General features: G+C 47.1%; 15 protein-coding genes. 7 read left to right on the forward strand and 8 right to left on the reverse strand.

The window, feature by feature from the left end; all coding sequences use genetic code 11:
- Positions 1 to 48 precede the first annotated feature (48 nt).
- Complete coding sequence (locus AB3N00_RS23765; protein ID WP_175399243.1) at positions 49 to 303, reverse strand: hypothetical protein; 255 nt, start codon at positions 301 to 303, stop codon at positions 49 to 51.
- On the reverse strand, positions 300 to 1493 hold the full coding sequence (locus AB3N00_RS23770) for an NAD(P)/FAD-dependent oxidoreductase (protein ID WP_175399242.1): 1194 nt from the start codon (positions 1491 to 1493) through the stop codon (positions 300 to 302). Before AB3N00_RS23770 ends, AB3N00_RS23765 begins: the two co-directional genes overlap by 4 nt.
- 553 nt (positions 1494 to 2046) lie before the next feature.
- Between AB3N00_RS23770 and AB3N00_RS23775 the strand changes: the two genes are divergently transcribed.
- Complete coding sequence (locus tag AB3N00_RS23775; RefSeq protein ID WP_413036882.1) at positions 2047 to 3021, forward strand: NAD(P)/FAD-dependent oxidoreductase; 975 nt, start codon at positions 2047 to 2049, stop codon at positions 3019 to 3021.
- A gap of 74 nt (positions 3022 to 3095) precedes the next feature.
- Complete coding sequence (locus AB3N00_RS23780; protein ID WP_413036808.1) at positions 3096 to 3353, forward strand: hypothetical protein; 258 nt, start codon at positions 3096 to 3098, stop codon at positions 3351 to 3353.
- A gap of 21 nt (positions 3354 to 3374) precedes the next feature.
- On the opposite strand, the gene AB3N00_RS23785 is transcribed toward AB3N00_RS23780, so the two are convergent.
- Together AB3N00_RS23785 and AB3N00_RS23790 are read right to left on the reverse strand one after the other, a co-directional pair.
- Complete coding sequence (locus AB3N00_RS23785; protein WP_017692430.1) at positions 3375 to 3518, reverse strand: sporulation histidine kinase inhibitor Sda; 144 nt, start codon at positions 3516 to 3518, stop codon at positions 3375 to 3377.
- 353 nt (positions 3519 to 3871) lie between these two features.
- Entirely contained in the window at positions 3872 to 4531 is a 660-nt protein-coding gene (locus AB3N00_RS23790) for a YheC/YheD family protein (RefSeq protein ID WP_413036809.1), read from the reverse strand.
- Positions 4532 to 4768: 237 nt separating this feature from the next.
- Here AB3N00_RS23790 and AB3N00_RS23795 point away from each other — a divergent pair, with 237 nt between their 5' ends.
- Positions 4769 to 5023, forward strand: a complete 255-nt coding sequence (locus tag AB3N00_RS23795) for a hypothetical protein (RefSeq protein WP_095292088.1) — start codon at positions 4769 to 4771, stop codon at positions 5021 to 5023.
- 25 nt (positions 5024 to 5048) lie between these two features.
- Complete coding sequence (locus AB3N00_RS23800; protein WP_413036810.1) at positions 5049 to 6575, forward strand: Ppx/GppA family phosphatase; 1527 nt, start codon at positions 5049 to 5051, stop codon at positions 6573 to 6575.
- Here the strand turns inward: AB3N00_RS23800 and ppk1 are convergent.
- Positions 6535 to 8616 carry a polyphosphate kinase 1 gene (gene ppk1, locus AB3N00_RS23805; protein WP_413036811.1) on the reverse strand — a complete coding sequence of 694 codons (2082 nt, stop codon included), beginning with the start codon at positions 8614 to 8616 and terminating at the stop codon, positions 6535 to 6537. The genes AB3N00_RS23800 and ppk1 overlap by 41 nt on opposite strands.
- 248 nt (positions 8617 to 8864) lie before the next feature.
- On the opposite strand from ppk1, the gene AB3N00_RS23810 reads away from it, so the two are divergent.
- The 3 genes from AB3N00_RS23810 to AB3N00_RS23820 all read left to right on the forward strand — a co-directional run bounded on the left by AB3N00_RS23810 (position 8865) and on the right by AB3N00_RS23820 (position 11341).
- Complete coding sequence (locus AB3N00_RS23810; RefSeq protein ID WP_095292093.1) at positions 8865 to 9092, forward strand: hypothetical protein; 228 nt, start codon at positions 8865 to 8867, stop codon at positions 9090 to 9092.
- Between the two features lie 348 nt (positions 9093 to 9440).
- Positions 9441 to 10490: an arabinogalactan endo-beta-1,4-galactanase gene (locus AB3N00_RS23815; protein ID WP_413036812.1), complete on the forward strand. Its 1050-nt coding sequence runs from the start codon at positions 9441 to 9443 to the stop codon at positions 10488 to 10490.
- Between the two features lie 365 nt (positions 10491 to 10855).
- Positions 10856 to 11341: a hypothetical protein gene (locus AB3N00_RS23820; protein WP_413036813.1), complete on the forward strand. Its 486-nt coding sequence runs from the start codon at positions 10856 to 10858 to the stop codon at positions 11339 to 11341.
- Positions 11342 to 11433: 92 nt separating this feature from the next.
- On the opposite strand, the gene AB3N00_RS23825 is transcribed toward AB3N00_RS23820, so the two are convergent.
- From AB3N00_RS23825 to AB3N00_RS23835, 3 genes are all read right to left on the reverse strand, one after another.
- Positions 11434 to 12711, reverse strand: a complete 1278-nt coding sequence (locus AB3N00_RS23825) for an MFS transporter (RefSeq protein WP_413036814.1) — start codon at positions 12709 to 12711, stop codon at positions 11434 to 11436.
- Between the two features lie 328 nt (positions 12712 to 13039).
- A complete protein-coding gene (gene rarD / locus AB3N00_RS23830) occupies positions 13040 to 13918 on the reverse strand; it encodes an EamA family transporter RarD (RefSeq protein ID WP_413036883.1) in 879 nt (292 codons plus the stop codon).
- 144 nt (positions 13919 to 14062) lie between these two features.
- Complete coding sequence (locus tag AB3N00_RS23835) at positions 14063 to 14704, reverse strand: NAD(P)-dependent oxidoreductase (RefSeq protein ID WP_413036815.1); 642 nt, start codon at positions 14702 to 14704, stop codon at positions 14063 to 14065.
- Positions 14705 to 14787: the final 83 nt, after the last annotated feature.

A 14787-nucleotide genomic window follows, 5' to 3' on the forward strand; every position in this document is an offset into this window, starting at 1 on the left:
GGTGCTTTTTTATGGCATTCATTTTACCAAGATATGCTCGAAAACGTATTAATCCCGGTCCTCTTCTTCCATCGCCTTGAGAGATTCCAGAAACTCAGCGGTGGCCCGATCCCGGTCCCGTCCCTTTTCCTTAAGCCGTTCAATCGCAGGCAGGATGAGGATGTCCACTTCCTTTTGCACAATATAAGCCAGGTCATACTGATTCTGTTCCTCAAGGTAACCGCCTACCTGCATCAGGCCGTTGTAGCGATCCAGTTCGTCACGCGTAAGCAGACCCCGAACCTGAACACTGCAATGTCTCATCCAAAAAACCGCCCTTTCTTCAGTACGAGCGGAATGCCTCCAATGATGAACAAATACCGGAGATCCACCAGTTTTTTCAGCTGAGCTGCTTTCCAGCCTTTATACTTCTTGCCACCAACCACGGCAATGGCCTCACCTTTACCAAGCGAAGCAACGGTTCCCTTACTTGTAAACACAAAAGGCTGTGGCTGTTTTTTGCGAATGGCAGCAACCACGTTTTTCGCACAATTGACACCCTGCTGCATCGCAATCTGGGCTGTTGGCGGATAAGGACGCCCTTCTCCGTTGAATACGAGTGAATTGTCACCAATGACGTAGACGTGCTCATGTCCCGGAGCACGCAAATATTCGTCCACTTTTACCCGGCCGCGCATAACTTCTAGGCCGGCCTGTTCAAGCAGCGCATTACCGCGGATCCCGCCGGTCCATACCACCGTGGCTGCATCGATTTTTTCCCCTTCACCCACAATGACGCCATCCGGCAGGCACTGCTTGATCGGAACACCGATTTTGAAGGTAACGCCTTTTTTCTTCAACACATTCATCGCATGCTCTACCAATTCCGGATCGAAGCCAGGCAGGGCTGAAGGTGCCGCCTCTACATTGTAGATATGCACATTTTTGGGGTTCACGTCGAATTCCTTGCACAGCTGAGGAATGCGATCAGCAAGCTCCGCTACAAACTCAACTCCGCTGAATCCGGCTCCACCCACGACAAAACGAATGCGGTTACGTTTATTATCGTTTTTGTACATGGCAAACTGGTATTCGATATGCTCCCGAATGAGCCTTACCGAGTTAATGCTGCGAATCGTCATGGCATGATCAAGCATGCCTGGAATACCAAAGGTCTCCGGTTCACCGCCAAGACCAATAATCAGGTAATCGTAGGATAACGTACCGTCTTCCAGAATGACCTTGCGATCCTGCAGACGGATTTCCTTCACGGACGACTTAACCAGATCAATCTTGAATTCATCAATCAGCTTGGAGATCGGCACCCTCGCATGTTCGATCGTATCCGTGCCGGCTGCTGGCATATGTAGATGTGTTGTAATATAGTGATAATCATGCCGGTTCACCAATGTGACGTCGGCTTCGTTATAGTTTAATTCCTTCTGCAGCCGCTGGGCTGTCAAAATCCCGCCATAACCCGCGCCGAGAATGACGATTTTGGGAATGCTGCTCATGTCTTAACCCCTTCCGGTTTCACTCACGTATCTTCTTTTACAACATTTTGCATCATTCGATTCTATACCTTCAACTGCACATACTACAAAATATGGATGAAGTCTTATCCATTATGACGACAAATGTTAACTTCGCGAATTTATTTGAATTTTTTGCATGTACATGTCCATTTAAAATTGTGAAATTATACACAAGATTCAACAAAACGCGGGTCTTGTCTTCGAATTACAAATTGGCTCTTATTTAGACAAAAAAACACATAGTACAGGTCAAGAATATCTGTATTTCTGGTAAATATCAAGGTTTTTTTTGTTATTTTTCATAGCCTTTCATTTCCAATTTCATCCTATTCTCACCTGATCTTCATCAATTGTTCCCAGATTCATCGGGTTGCCAACTTTGCAACCCAGTTTACACCGTTTATAATGAGAAAGACAGTTCAGCAACAAACGCTGGAGACACGATGTATCCGGCTACATTATTTCTGTTAACTACCTATTAAAATAAGAAAGGTGTTGTTGATTCTTGACTGCACAAACTGCCGGTCATGACATGACCGATTTGCTTATTATTGGTGGCGGCCCTGCGGGTCTGTTCGCCGCATTCTACGGAGGGATGCGTCAGGCATCCGTTACTCTAGTAGAAAGTATGCCTCAACTTGGCGGACAACTGGCTGCCCTTTATCCGGAAAAATACATTTATGACGTTGCGGGTTTTCCCAAAGTAACGGCTCAGGAATTGGTAAACAACCTGATTGAACAAATGAGTCACTTTAACCCGAATATTCGTCTTGAAGAAAAAGTAGTATCCGTTGAAAAACTGGACGAGCGTCATTTCGTCGTCAAAACCGATGTGAACGAATATCATGCCAAAGCAGTAATCATCACTGCAGGCGTTGGCGCATTCGAACCACGTCGCCTGGAGCTTGAAGGTGCAGCCAAGTTCGAGAAATCCAACCTGCATTACTTCATCAGTGATCTGAACGCCTTTGCCGGCAAAAAAGTGCTGATCAGTGGTGGCGGTGACTCTGCTGTAGACTGGGCACTTATGCTGGAGCCGATCGCAGAACAGGTAACCCTGATTCATCGCCGTGACAAATTCCGTGCACATGAGCACAGTGTGGAGAACTTGATGAATTCCAAGGTTAACGTGGTTACACCCACCGAGATTACGGAACTCCATGGGGATGATACCATTACCAAAGTCACGCTGTCACACGTCAAAACGAAAGAAACAAAAGAAATTGACGTTGATGCCGTTATCGTCAACTTTGGATTCGTATCGTCGCTCGGACCGATTGCCGAATGGGGCATCGAAATTGACAGCAACTCCATCGTCGTTGACTCGCGTATGGAAACATCCATTCCAGGCATCTTTGCTGCCGGGGATATCACCACTTACCCGGGCAAACTGAAGCTGATCGCTGTTGGATTTGGCGAAGCACCAACCGCAGTTAACAATGCGAAAGTTTACTTCGATCCGGATGCCAAGCTGTCCCCAGGACACAGCAGTAACATGAAACGCTAGTTCTTTCCTGAATCACATAAAAGACACAAAAAAGGGTATCTTACTCCTGAAGTTTAAAATCAGGAGGGATACCCTTGTCTTATATATGCCCGCTGTGTAACGGTCTGGTTGTACCGGAGCAGGCTTGTCCCCACTGCCTTCAGGGACTGTCAGAATGCGGCAAATTGGACGACTACACCGGACCGTACAGCCCCTATTCGTTGCAGACTTCCTCTTCCATGGCAGAAGAAGACGGAAACGAAAACGGTTGCATTCATATGATGTACTGTCACCACTGTCAGACAAGCACCCTCTGGGCCATCGCACAATGGGACATGTCCGGAAACCTTTAGCATTGCCTGCAATGAGGATCTCTAGTGAAGAATGGCAGATACGTCGGTACCCAGTTTGCGCTTATGGATTTCTGCCAATAGCAGCGCGATGAAATCTCTCTCGAGATTAAGCTCAATCGCCTTATGGTAGGAATCCAACAACATCTCATCGGATAACATAGCCATTTCCCGCCACAACCTTTCCTTTTTTTTCCTCAAAACTACTATATCAGAGATTTATAAAGAGAACAAGCGTTCTGTTATCCACAAGGTTTTGTGGAAATCCTGTGCATAGGTTGTTGATAAATGGTAAAAATGTTGATTAAGCAACGTGGATTATGTGGACAGTACTTATACACAGGATCGTAACGTTTCTATTAGAACGAATGTCAAAATATTTTTTTTAGCTACAACTCATAGTTTTAAGATGTTTGCGAGTAAATTACCCGTTTTCTTTTCATTTCAAACGTTTTACAAATGATTTTCTCTATATATTTATCGGTTTAGTTTTGGATTTTTTTATATTTATTCACTATTTTCTACTGGGGTCTGGTGTTCACTTCCAAAATCCATATCTTGCCGGAGTGATCCAATCCGTAATCGAAACCGAGCGATCCCACACCCGGAAATTGTCTTTCCATTATCTGAGTACACGTCAGTGTCAATGAACGCATCTCCCGGCGTTTGTGTCTGCCCGATATATGTGGGAGTGAAAGACCAAGTGCCCTTCTTCCTGGCAGCATCGTGCCTCCCTTGCTCAGGTTGGTTACACATAGTCCGGGACGAGCCAAACGTCCTACCAGTGAACGGAAAACCCAGCCACGTTCGGTTTTGACCACTTTAACCCTGTAATCCACAGGTCTGCCCTGAATGGTCGCCAGATGGATTCCCTGTTGGATCATGTATCTTCGTCTGACTTTGACACGTACGAGAGAACGATACATTTGGCCGTAATTGGGAAATGAACGTGTAACTTTCATATGCGTATAGCGGTATATGCCTCCGCTCGTAGATACTCTGATGACGCCGTAGCCCCCGCCACCCACAACGGGTTTGATGTACACCATTCCATAACGGCTAAGCATGTGCAGCAGATTCCTCGAATTAAATGCCATCGTCTGTGGGATATGAACAGCTGCTACCGGATATTTCATCAGTGCCGCCGTCTTCAGCCATTTGCTTGCAAGCTGTCTCGACATGAGTTGATCTCCTTTCCTGAACAATGGTCCTTCCATATACATACTCAACAGGAGTCGTCTTCTCTTGGATGTCTGTCCAAGGCGGTTGCCCCTTTTCCGTTAGAAACGTCCATAGGCTTGTTTAATGAAAGGTACACACGCCCGGGTTTGCTTTTCAAACGCATCAATCTGTCGTATGCTACTAAGGAATGTAATGGAAAGGCTTAAATATGAGGATCTAAGGAGCGTTCAGAAAACATGGAAGCATTTTTCAAATCACTGTATGGCGTAGCCTATTTTGCAATGTCCATTGTGCTGGTCGCCGTCACGGTACTTCTTTTCGTTACAGGTATTCGACTGTTTATGAAGAAACGCAATCGCGGTTTTGCCGTAAGCTGTATTTTGTTTGCCTGTTTCATTGTCTTCATCATTGTGGTAATGCTGACCACGCCCTTCTCCTCCACCCCTCCAGGTTCACCGGAAGCCATGGCTGCCTTGCTGCAACTTGGGTAGAATACCTGTCTAGAAGGAGATGCATATGAACTCAAAAGGAACTCTCGGCATTATCGATATTGGCTCCAACTCCATTCGTCTGGTCATTTATGAACTGGATCAGGAAGGAGCTTACCGGATCATTCATGAAGATAAATATGCTGCCCGACTCAGCAATGTCGTTGAAGAGGATGGACAGATCCTGCGTCATTCGCTGGACCAAGCCATAACTGTCTTGCAGCAATTCAAGGCTACTTGTGAAGCATTTCAAACCAAACGTATCCAAGCTGCGGCAACCGCAGCCATTCGCAATGCCAGCAACGCTGCGCAAATCATTGACTGGCTCGAGGAGGAGACCGGACTTGAGATTGAGTGTGCCTCAGGAGATCAGGAAGCGTATTATGGCTTTCTCGGGGTTATTCAGTCCATCGATCTGCAGGACGGCTATGTTGTGGATATCGGGGGCGGCAGTACCGAAGTTACGATATTCCGGGATCGCAAAAGACTCCACAGCATTTCACTCCCCATTGGCGCCGTGAATTCCCATGCCCGATATGGCGGGGAAGATACCTGGTCTGAAGCAAATGTTGCTGCCCTATGTAATGATGTCACTCAGGCTCTGCGCAATCAGGACTGGGTCCGTCAGCATCCGGGTCTTCCGCTCATTGGGCTCGGTGGTACCATGCGTACACTCGCCAAAATTGAACAGAAAAGAACACAATACTCGTTACCGGTAACCCATCACTATGAGATCCGTGCCTCAGCCATGGAGAACTTGTCCAAGTCTCTGCCTTATCTCACATCAGCCCAACGCAAAAAAGTTCCGGGTCTGGCGAAAGACCGTGCTGACATTATTGTGCCGGGCGTACTGATTCTGAGAACGGTCTTTGAGATCATTCAGGGGGATCGTTATGTTGTAAGCGGAGCGGGACTACGAGACGGAATTCTGCGTGATCTGATGATTCCATATCGGCCAGCCGCGCCTAGTGCACTGGAGGACAGCATCCGTAACTTCATTCATTTTGGCCCGCCGGTCCCAGAGAAAAAGCTGAAACGAATTCATCAGGATGCTGTCGTGTTGCATGAGGCATTGGAAGGGAAAACACTCAACCCGGCAGATGCCCGAATTCTGTATACAGCCTGCATGCTGCATGGAGCGGGAAAACAGATTAATTATTTCCGTTACCCTCAGCACTCCGCTTATTGGATCATGAATGCGGGCATTTACGGACTCTCACACCGGGAAACCGTGCTAACCGCCATCGCAGCCGATTATCATCCAAAAAAAAGAACGCCCCAGCTGCTAAACAAGCACCGGGACATTCTTAAGGATTCGGATGAGCGGCACGCTCATCGATTGGGCTCCATCTTGCGCATAGCCGAAGCCATCCATCGATCAGAGCGGATCTCTGCTATACAAGCGAGCAAAGAAAACGGCTCGCTGCAGATAAAACTCATCTGTTCAGCCGAGCCGTTATTGGAACTGAACGGCCTGGAAGAGGCCGCCAAGGATCTGGAAGAAGCCTGGGACGTTAAGTTAACATACTCCACTCTGCAGGCTTCCAAGGAATAATGCCCATCGCCTCCGTCTGACTTCTCAGCGGGGGCTTATCATTTTCCACAAATACATAATTGCCGCCAGGCATCAGTTCCCTTGCTTTTACATTGTCATTCAGGGACAAATTCAGAATTTCGACAAGCATTTTTTTGAGTGTCGGGTCAAATACCGGGCACATCAGTTCAATTCTTCGCTTCAAATTCCGGGTCATCCAGTCTGCACTGGAGATATACACGTCCGGGTTCCCGTTATTTTCAAAGTAAAACAGACGAGAGTGCTCCAGAAAACGATCCACAATACTGATCACTCGGATATTTTCACTGAGCCCCTCCACACCCGGTCGCAAGCAGCATACTCCACGCACGATCAGATCGATCTGTACACCAGCCTGGGATGCAACATATAATTCATCGATCATATCCTGATGAGACAACGAATTGATTTTGGCAATGATCCGGGCTCGTTTTCCCTTAAGGGCATGTTCCGTTTCCCTCCGTATGAGTGAAAACAGTTCATCCTTCATGCCATCCGGAGCAACGCGGAAAGCCTGCATCGCCTTCGGTCCGGAATACCCGGTTATCTCATTAAAGAGTTCCGACGCATCCTCACCAATAATCGGATTGGAGGTGAACAGTCCTACGTCTGTATATACCTTGGCCGTACTTTCATTGTAGTTGCCTGTTCCAACGTGTACGTAACGTCTTAGCCCGTTCTGTTCCCTGCGCACGACAAGAATGATCTTCGCATGGGTTTTCAATCCAACCAAACCGTATACGACATGACAACCCGCCTTTTCCAGCTTGCGCGCCCATGCAATATTGCGTTCTTCATCAAAGCGTGCCTTCAGTTCCACCACAACGGTTACCTGCTTGCCACTTTCCGCTGCGTGAGCCAGTGCCGGAATGAGACGCGAATCCCCGTTCACCCGGTATAGCGTCATTTTAATGGCCATAACCCGCGGATCTTCCGAAGCTTCCAATACAAAATCAGTGACAGGTTCAAACGACTCATAGGGATGATGAACAAGTACATCCTGTTTCCGCAGCAGTTCAAAATGACTCTCCCGCGGTAAAAATTCCGGAGGATACACCGGTTTCACCGGGCTATATTTCAAATGGGTAAAGCCTTCGATACTATCCACGAATCCAGCCAGGAAACTCAAATCCAATGGACCATCGATTTCATATACCGGATCCTGAATCTCGAATTCTTCCTGCAATTCATGCAGGGCATCCGAACGGAAATCCTTGCAAACTTCAAGCCGAACAGGAGCTCCCCGGCGCCGGCGGCGCAGTTCCTTTTCAATCGCTTCGAGCAAATCTTCCGCTTCTTCTTCATTAATGAAAAGATCTGCATTGCGGGTCAATCGGAATTCCTGAACAGCCAGCGGAATATATCCGCTAAACAGGGTATGTGTATGATGTTTGATCAGATCTTCAATCAGAATGAACGTTTTCTTCTTGCTATTCGCTCGAAGGGGTACCGGAATAACACGCGGCAGATTGGATGGCACCTGAACAATTGCAAAAAATGGCTCATCTTCCTGCTCTTCTTCTTTTTGAAGCATCACGGCAAGATAAACCGATTTATTATGCACCAGTGGAAATGGGCGGCTCTGATCCACTGCCATAGGTGTTAACACCGGAAAAATAATATCATGAAAGTATTGATCCATCGCCCGCTGCTGTGTTCCATTAAGTTCGTTATACTCCTGCAGAACAACACCCTTTTTGGCGAGTAAACGGATCAGTTCCCGGTAGGTTTTATATTGCTCGGCGACCATGGTCCCGGTTCGTTTAATCAATCTGCGGTACAAACCGGATGGCGTATATCCCGAAAAATCCTTTTGGGTAAATCCGGCCTTGATCTTCTCTTTTGTCTCCGCTACCCTTACACTCATGAACTCGTCCAAATTACTGGCCACTATTCCGAGAAATCTCAATCGTTCGAGCAGAGGTGTGGTTGGATCCTGAGCCTCTTGTAGTACACGACGATTAAATTCAACCCAGCTTAAATCACGGTTAACATAGTTGCCTGTTTTGATATCTCTATGCATGTATGGCCTCCGAATGTGTTGCATATCAATCCTTGTTTAATGGTTCTACTATAATTGTACTATCCGTGATTGGATTCAAGCGTCATCGCAGTGTAAATGCAGTGTAAAATTTATGTAAATGATACCTCATGACGATAACTTTTTCCATCCCTTTACAAAGAGCAATAGACAGAGTAAAGTGATGTACAGTGTAATTTAGCCCGGTTGCTGTTCTCATTACAAATATGTTGTTGTTAAAGGAGTATATAATGAAATCAAATAAACCTAGAACGTTACAAAAAAATATAGAGTTTTTCACAGCTGCACTGTCCCAATGTGTCGTAACGGCATGGCAGGAAGACCCGGCTGGCGTATATTGCGAGGTGGGCCGCGGTATTGTGGAACGGATTAGCGAAGATAGCGTGCGCATTCGCAACGAGAACGGAACGAAGAGTCATTATGCACGGGATATGACGATGTTCCAGACCGAAAAATAATTTTCGTTAATATGAAAAAAAGACTAGCTTTCCGAAACAAGGTGTTGTATACTCTTGCCACAAGGAAAGGAGGTGCGTCAACATTTCTAATCATTTGTTGAACGTGTCCCTTACCCGATCCACTAGCTCAAATTAACTGAGTCTGGTGGAGGCGCGGGATACGGATCAAGGTTTCAAAAAGCGCCACGGGTAGAAAAGCCGTCTTCGGACGGCTTTTTTTATTTGTCTTTTTTAAGTGAGTAGTTTGAAAAACAACCAAAATATTGGAAATCAACCCTGTAGTTTCACGACTCCTCCCACCTATAATTAGATTGCAACTCATTCTAATATTCAGGGAGGAATATTTTAATGCTTAAATTTGTAAGGGGTTACAAAATATCGATTACACTTGTTCTTGTGTTGTTGTTCACCTCCATTATGCTGCCTGCGGGTCAGCATGTCAGTGCAGCACCCAGCTTCGCCAAGGGGGCTGATATAAGCTGGGTACCAGGCATGGAAGCGCAAGGGTACAAATGGAAAGACAAAAATGGGGTACAGCGTGACATTATTGATATTTTGAAAAACGATTATCAGATCAACTCGGTTCGTATCCGGGTGTTTGTTAATCCTTCCAATGATTATGGCAACGGGTACATGAATAAGGATCGCGCCGCTGCTTTGGCACAGCGGGCCAAAAACGCGGGCATGAGTGTCATGTTGACTCTGCACTACAGTGATTCCTGGGCAGACCCTGGCCAACAGACCAAACCGGCAGCCTGGAAAAACTACACCTTCCAACAGCTGATGGATGCCGTATGGAATCATACACGCGATGTGATGACAGCCATGCAGAGTAAAGGGGTTACGCCTGACTGGGTACAGATCGGGAACGAAACAAGCAACGGCATGTTATGGGAGGACGGTAAGGCGTCCACGAACATGAAAAATTACGCATGGCTGGTGAACACGGGTCATAATGCTGTCAAGTCCATGAGCACAGGAACCAAAACGATTGTCCATCTTGCAGGCGGTGACGACAATGCCCTTTATGTATGGAATATCGGCGGACTGATCAACAACGGTGCCAATTTCGATATGATTGCCATGTCCCTCTATCCTTCGGCTTCCGGCTGGAATACAGCTGTCACTAATACGGTGAATAATGCCAAGGACTTGATCAACCGCTACGGCAAAGAGATTATCGTCTCAGAAATTGGCATGGACAACAACCAGCCCGCAGCTGGCAAAAGTTTCGTTACCGCGATGAAAAACCAATTCCGCAACCTGCCAAACGGCAAAGGAAAAGGCGTATTCTATTGGGAGCCGCAGGCTACACCAGGTTATAACGGCGGTTACGGCAAGGGCGCTTGGCAGTCGAATATGATGCCGACGGTGGTAATGGAAGGATTCATTGACTAGGCACGGTGGGTGGAAGTGAGTTTGGAGCAGTGGTAGACGTTCCGGGGCGGATCGTTCTTCCAATCGCTGGTTGTCCCCGGATTTGTTTGAATTCCGCCTTTATTAGGGGGAAATCCGGAAACAAACGCGAACGCTTCGCTTCTACAGAATCACTTCCTTCCCCTCCACTACATGCTGCTCCTGATACGGCCCACTTCCAAAGCGTGGCCTAATCAATTTGGTATGGTCGAGTAAGGCGGAAAGCGCTGATCCTGATGGGGCAGCGCTTTTTTTGCAATGCCTGGGCTGACGCAGATGGTCTTTTGTCTTGCATACGAATATAATAAACTACAAGAAAACATATCGTTTCTAGAGGAGGATCAAGGATGAGTTTTTTAAAAGGACTGGGTCAGTTCGCCGGGGAAGTTACCGGAAAAGTACTGGGCGGCAGCGTGAGAGTTGTCGGTGAGATCGCAGGTAGTCCCTTTATCAAGGAAATTGGGAACGGCGTAGAGAAAGCTACGATTAACACAGGGAAGACGATAGGGCAAATGGCCAGCGGTACATATGACCTTGCCAGCGGTGCTATTCGAAAAGATGATGCTGCGGTCGAGACAGGGCTTGCTGATTGGGGAGATGCTGTGACCAACACGGCAAAAGGCGTCGCTGTTTCAGCCAAATATGTGTATAACGGTGGCAAAGACGTTGTCCTAGGCATGAAAGAAGAAGATATGGAACGAGTTAAGTTTGGCGCCAAACATCTTCTGGCTGCTGCTGCAGTGACTACGCTCGCCGTGGGTGTCATTGATGCAGTTGATGGTGCTGATAGTATGAATGCGGCGGGCATTACAGAGCCCACAGATGTGATCTAACCCGCCGTAAACTTGATGATCTATGAAGAAAACTGCATTAAACCTTTTTAGAGCAGCTTGTACTACACTTTCTCAAGGTTCATTTTATCGGCTTAACTGATTATGCCGTCCTGAGCAGCTTTGTCCCGGAAAGCCCGGTAATTCAGCAAACCTACGAAAATTGCCAATATGGTCAATCCGGCCGCAAACAGGTAGAGGTTCACAATTCCGATGTACTCGGCAAGCCACGCCATGCCTAGCAATGAAATGCAAAATACCAGATGCATGAGAGATGCCTGAGCGGATAACACCTTCGGCAGTAAACGATTGATTACGCTGCTCTGAATCAGTGTGCGCCGATTAATCATGGATAGCTCGGCAAAAGGTCCCATCACCATAACGAATATAAGTGCAATGAAAGGTTGTGTGTTGATTGCGTAAAAAGCGGTCAGTATTCCATAACCGGCCATGCCGATCATCATCACCACGAAATAACGGTTGCCAATGATCCGTGCCAGTGCGAGCACCAGCAGCCCGCCACCTATGGTACCAGCGAAATAAGCGGCATTAATGAATCCCCACCATTCCTCGCCTTGTCCAAGGGCAACTTGTACGAAAGCCAAAGTAAAGGCTCCTACCCAGATTGAACCGCCAAGCATGTCGATCATATCCATAACGGTAAGCACCCGCAGACGGGGCGTTTTCCATATCATTTTCCATCCCTCGGTTAACGTATGCCATTTGGATGTTCCCGCTGCTGTTATTTTCTCCGAAGATGTGTCCAATCTACTTCCTTCAAGTTCTGGATTCATTGGTTCCCTGATACCCAGCGTAAACACTGCGGCCAAGCCATAAATCATAGCCGTCAGCAACAACGTGGGACTAGCTCCCAGAAATGCAACCACGACGCCACTTAGTCCCCAGCCTGCGAATTGTACAATCTGATCGCTGACACTCATAAGTCCGTTGGCTTTGAGCAAACCTTGCTCATGTGTCACCAGACGGGGAATAAGTGCATTGCGAGCCGGCGTTGTCCAGCCATCGAGAAAAGACATCACAAATACAAGTGAAAATACCAACACAAGGGATGCCGCTTCCCCATTAAGCTGCATATAAACAGCCAGGCATATGAACAGCAAAAACTGCCCTGCCTGTGAAAGCAAAAGAAGGTTGGATAATTTGAAACGCTGGATCAGCAAAGGTGCAATCAAACTGCTCAGCATTTGAGCCCCGCTCCGCATCAGCGGCAAAAGTGCGGCTGACACGAGAGAGTTGGTACGATCGAGGACGAGCACCGTAAGTGCCATAATGTAAAGTACGTCAGCAGCATTCGCAGCTGTTTGGGTCGTCCACAGGAAATAAAAAGGACGGGTTAAATAGGATGACTTCATAAACAATCTTTCTCCGTTTCATCGCAGGGTACAAAACTAAAACAACAACTAACAAGTACTTATTAAATGAAAACAAGCATTACCAAACTCTAGCAAAATGGACATTTGCCCTGAATGGCACCTTATGACGTGATTAAGCGAAGTCCAAAGGTCTCTCCTATTACTAATCAGTTAACAATTATAGTTTGCTGGTTAACGAAAAGAGTGTCAATATGTACACTAATCCCAGTCCGGCTTGTGCTGTTCAATGGGCTGAATAAGGAAACGGCCCTCCCATCCAGATGGATGGAAAGGGCCGTCAAGAAGGTTTCGGTGATTGCATCTAATGTCAACTTGCCTTTGCAAGTTTCGTGGCACGAACCGATGCTATCGCGTATACGATAAGCGCAGTCCAGATGAGCGCAAAACCGACGAGCAGAACTGGCGATACGGTTTCCTTGAATACAAATATGCTCAATATCAGCATAATGGTCGGCCCAATGTATTGTACGAAACCGAGTGTAGACAATGACATCCGGGCGGCTGCCCGTGCAAAGAATAGTAACGGCAGCGCTGTCACGACACCAGATAGAAGCAGTTCCACAAACATGTGCGCAGGCAAGGACCATGCCGTCGTCTTTCCAGCTGCAGCCAAATAAATCCAGTAACCTAACGCGACCGGCAGAACTACTGCTGTCTCTGACAGTAGACCTACAGAAGCGTCTTGCTTGATCTTCTTCTTCGCCAAGCCATATAGGCCAAATGACGCGGCCAGCGAAATCGCAACCCAAGGGAAGCGTCCATAGTCAATGGCAATGATGATCACTGCTACACCAGCGATGGCAATGGCGAGCCATTGACCGCGATTCGGCTTCTCACTGAGGAATACAACTGCGAGCAGTACGTTTAGCAGCGGGTTCAGATAATAGCCCAAGCTTGTCTCAACAACATGACCACTGTTAACGGCCCAGATGAAGATCAGCCAATTAATGGCAATCAGAAGTCCGCTGGCGGCAAGCGGCAGCAGGAGCGAACGGCTGGTCAGAATACGCCTCATATCGCCCCAGCGGCGCTGGATGGCAACGAGAATTCCCATAAAGACGAACGACCAGACAACCCGATGAGACAGAATTTCGCCTGCTGGCACTTCGTTAAACAGCTTCCAATAAAGCGGGAGAACCCCCCACATGATATACGCGATAATAGCGTTAATCAATCCGTTGTTCATCATTCGTATTCCCTCTCTTTTAACTCTGATATCTCAACGGATTATACGCCTCGATCCTCGCCCAAGTAAAGAAATTAATAAAAACGAAACGGACAAAGATCTATTCAGATCAGCGTCCGTTTCGTTGTTCAATGTACCTTCATATTATTTAGCTTCGCCTACAACCGTAAAGCGTTCGTTTTTATGCTGCGCATTTTCAATCTCATCCACAAGAGCAATGGCATAGTCTGCATAGCTGATGTAACTTTTGCCCTCACTGTTCACAATGATGTGATCTTTACCCGTTTGATATTTACCGGTGCGTGCACCTTCGGGATTGAAGAAACTCGCAGGGCTGAGGAATGTCCACTGAATGCCTGAGGATGCTTGCAAATCCTGCAGGTTTTTCCCCTGGTTCGTTGCTGTTGGTTTGTATGCGTCAGGGAATCCCGGGGAGTCCACTACACGCAAGGATCGTGTCTCATCGGTGAACAAGCTGCCCGCTCCACCTACAACGATCAGGCGAGTTTGGGGTGCATCTTTCAGGATGTTGATCAGGGCCTGTCCCACTTCCACATGTAAATGTTCTTTGCCGGCTGGTGCGCCAAATGCATTAACGATGACGTCGAAGGCTTGAGCATCCTGCGAAGTAAGATCAAATACATCTTTCTCCAATACGTTTAAGCTTTTATCTTCCACTTTGGATGCGTTGCGAACAATTGCTGTTACTTCATGACCTCTATCTGCCGCTTCTTTCAGGATCAGATTGCCGGCTTTGCCTGTTGCACCAATGATTCCAATTTTCATTATAATCTCTCCTTTGGTTGTGGTGTTTTGGAACACTTTATATTGTAACTATATTAGTTACAACTAGTTTTGTCAACTATCCC

The sequence above is a fragment of the Paenibacillus xylanilyticus genome, assembly GCF_047246825.1.
Classification (GTDB): domain Bacteria; phylum Bacillota; class Bacilli; order Paenibacillales; family Paenibacillaceae; genus Paenibacillus; species Paenibacillus xylanilyticus_B.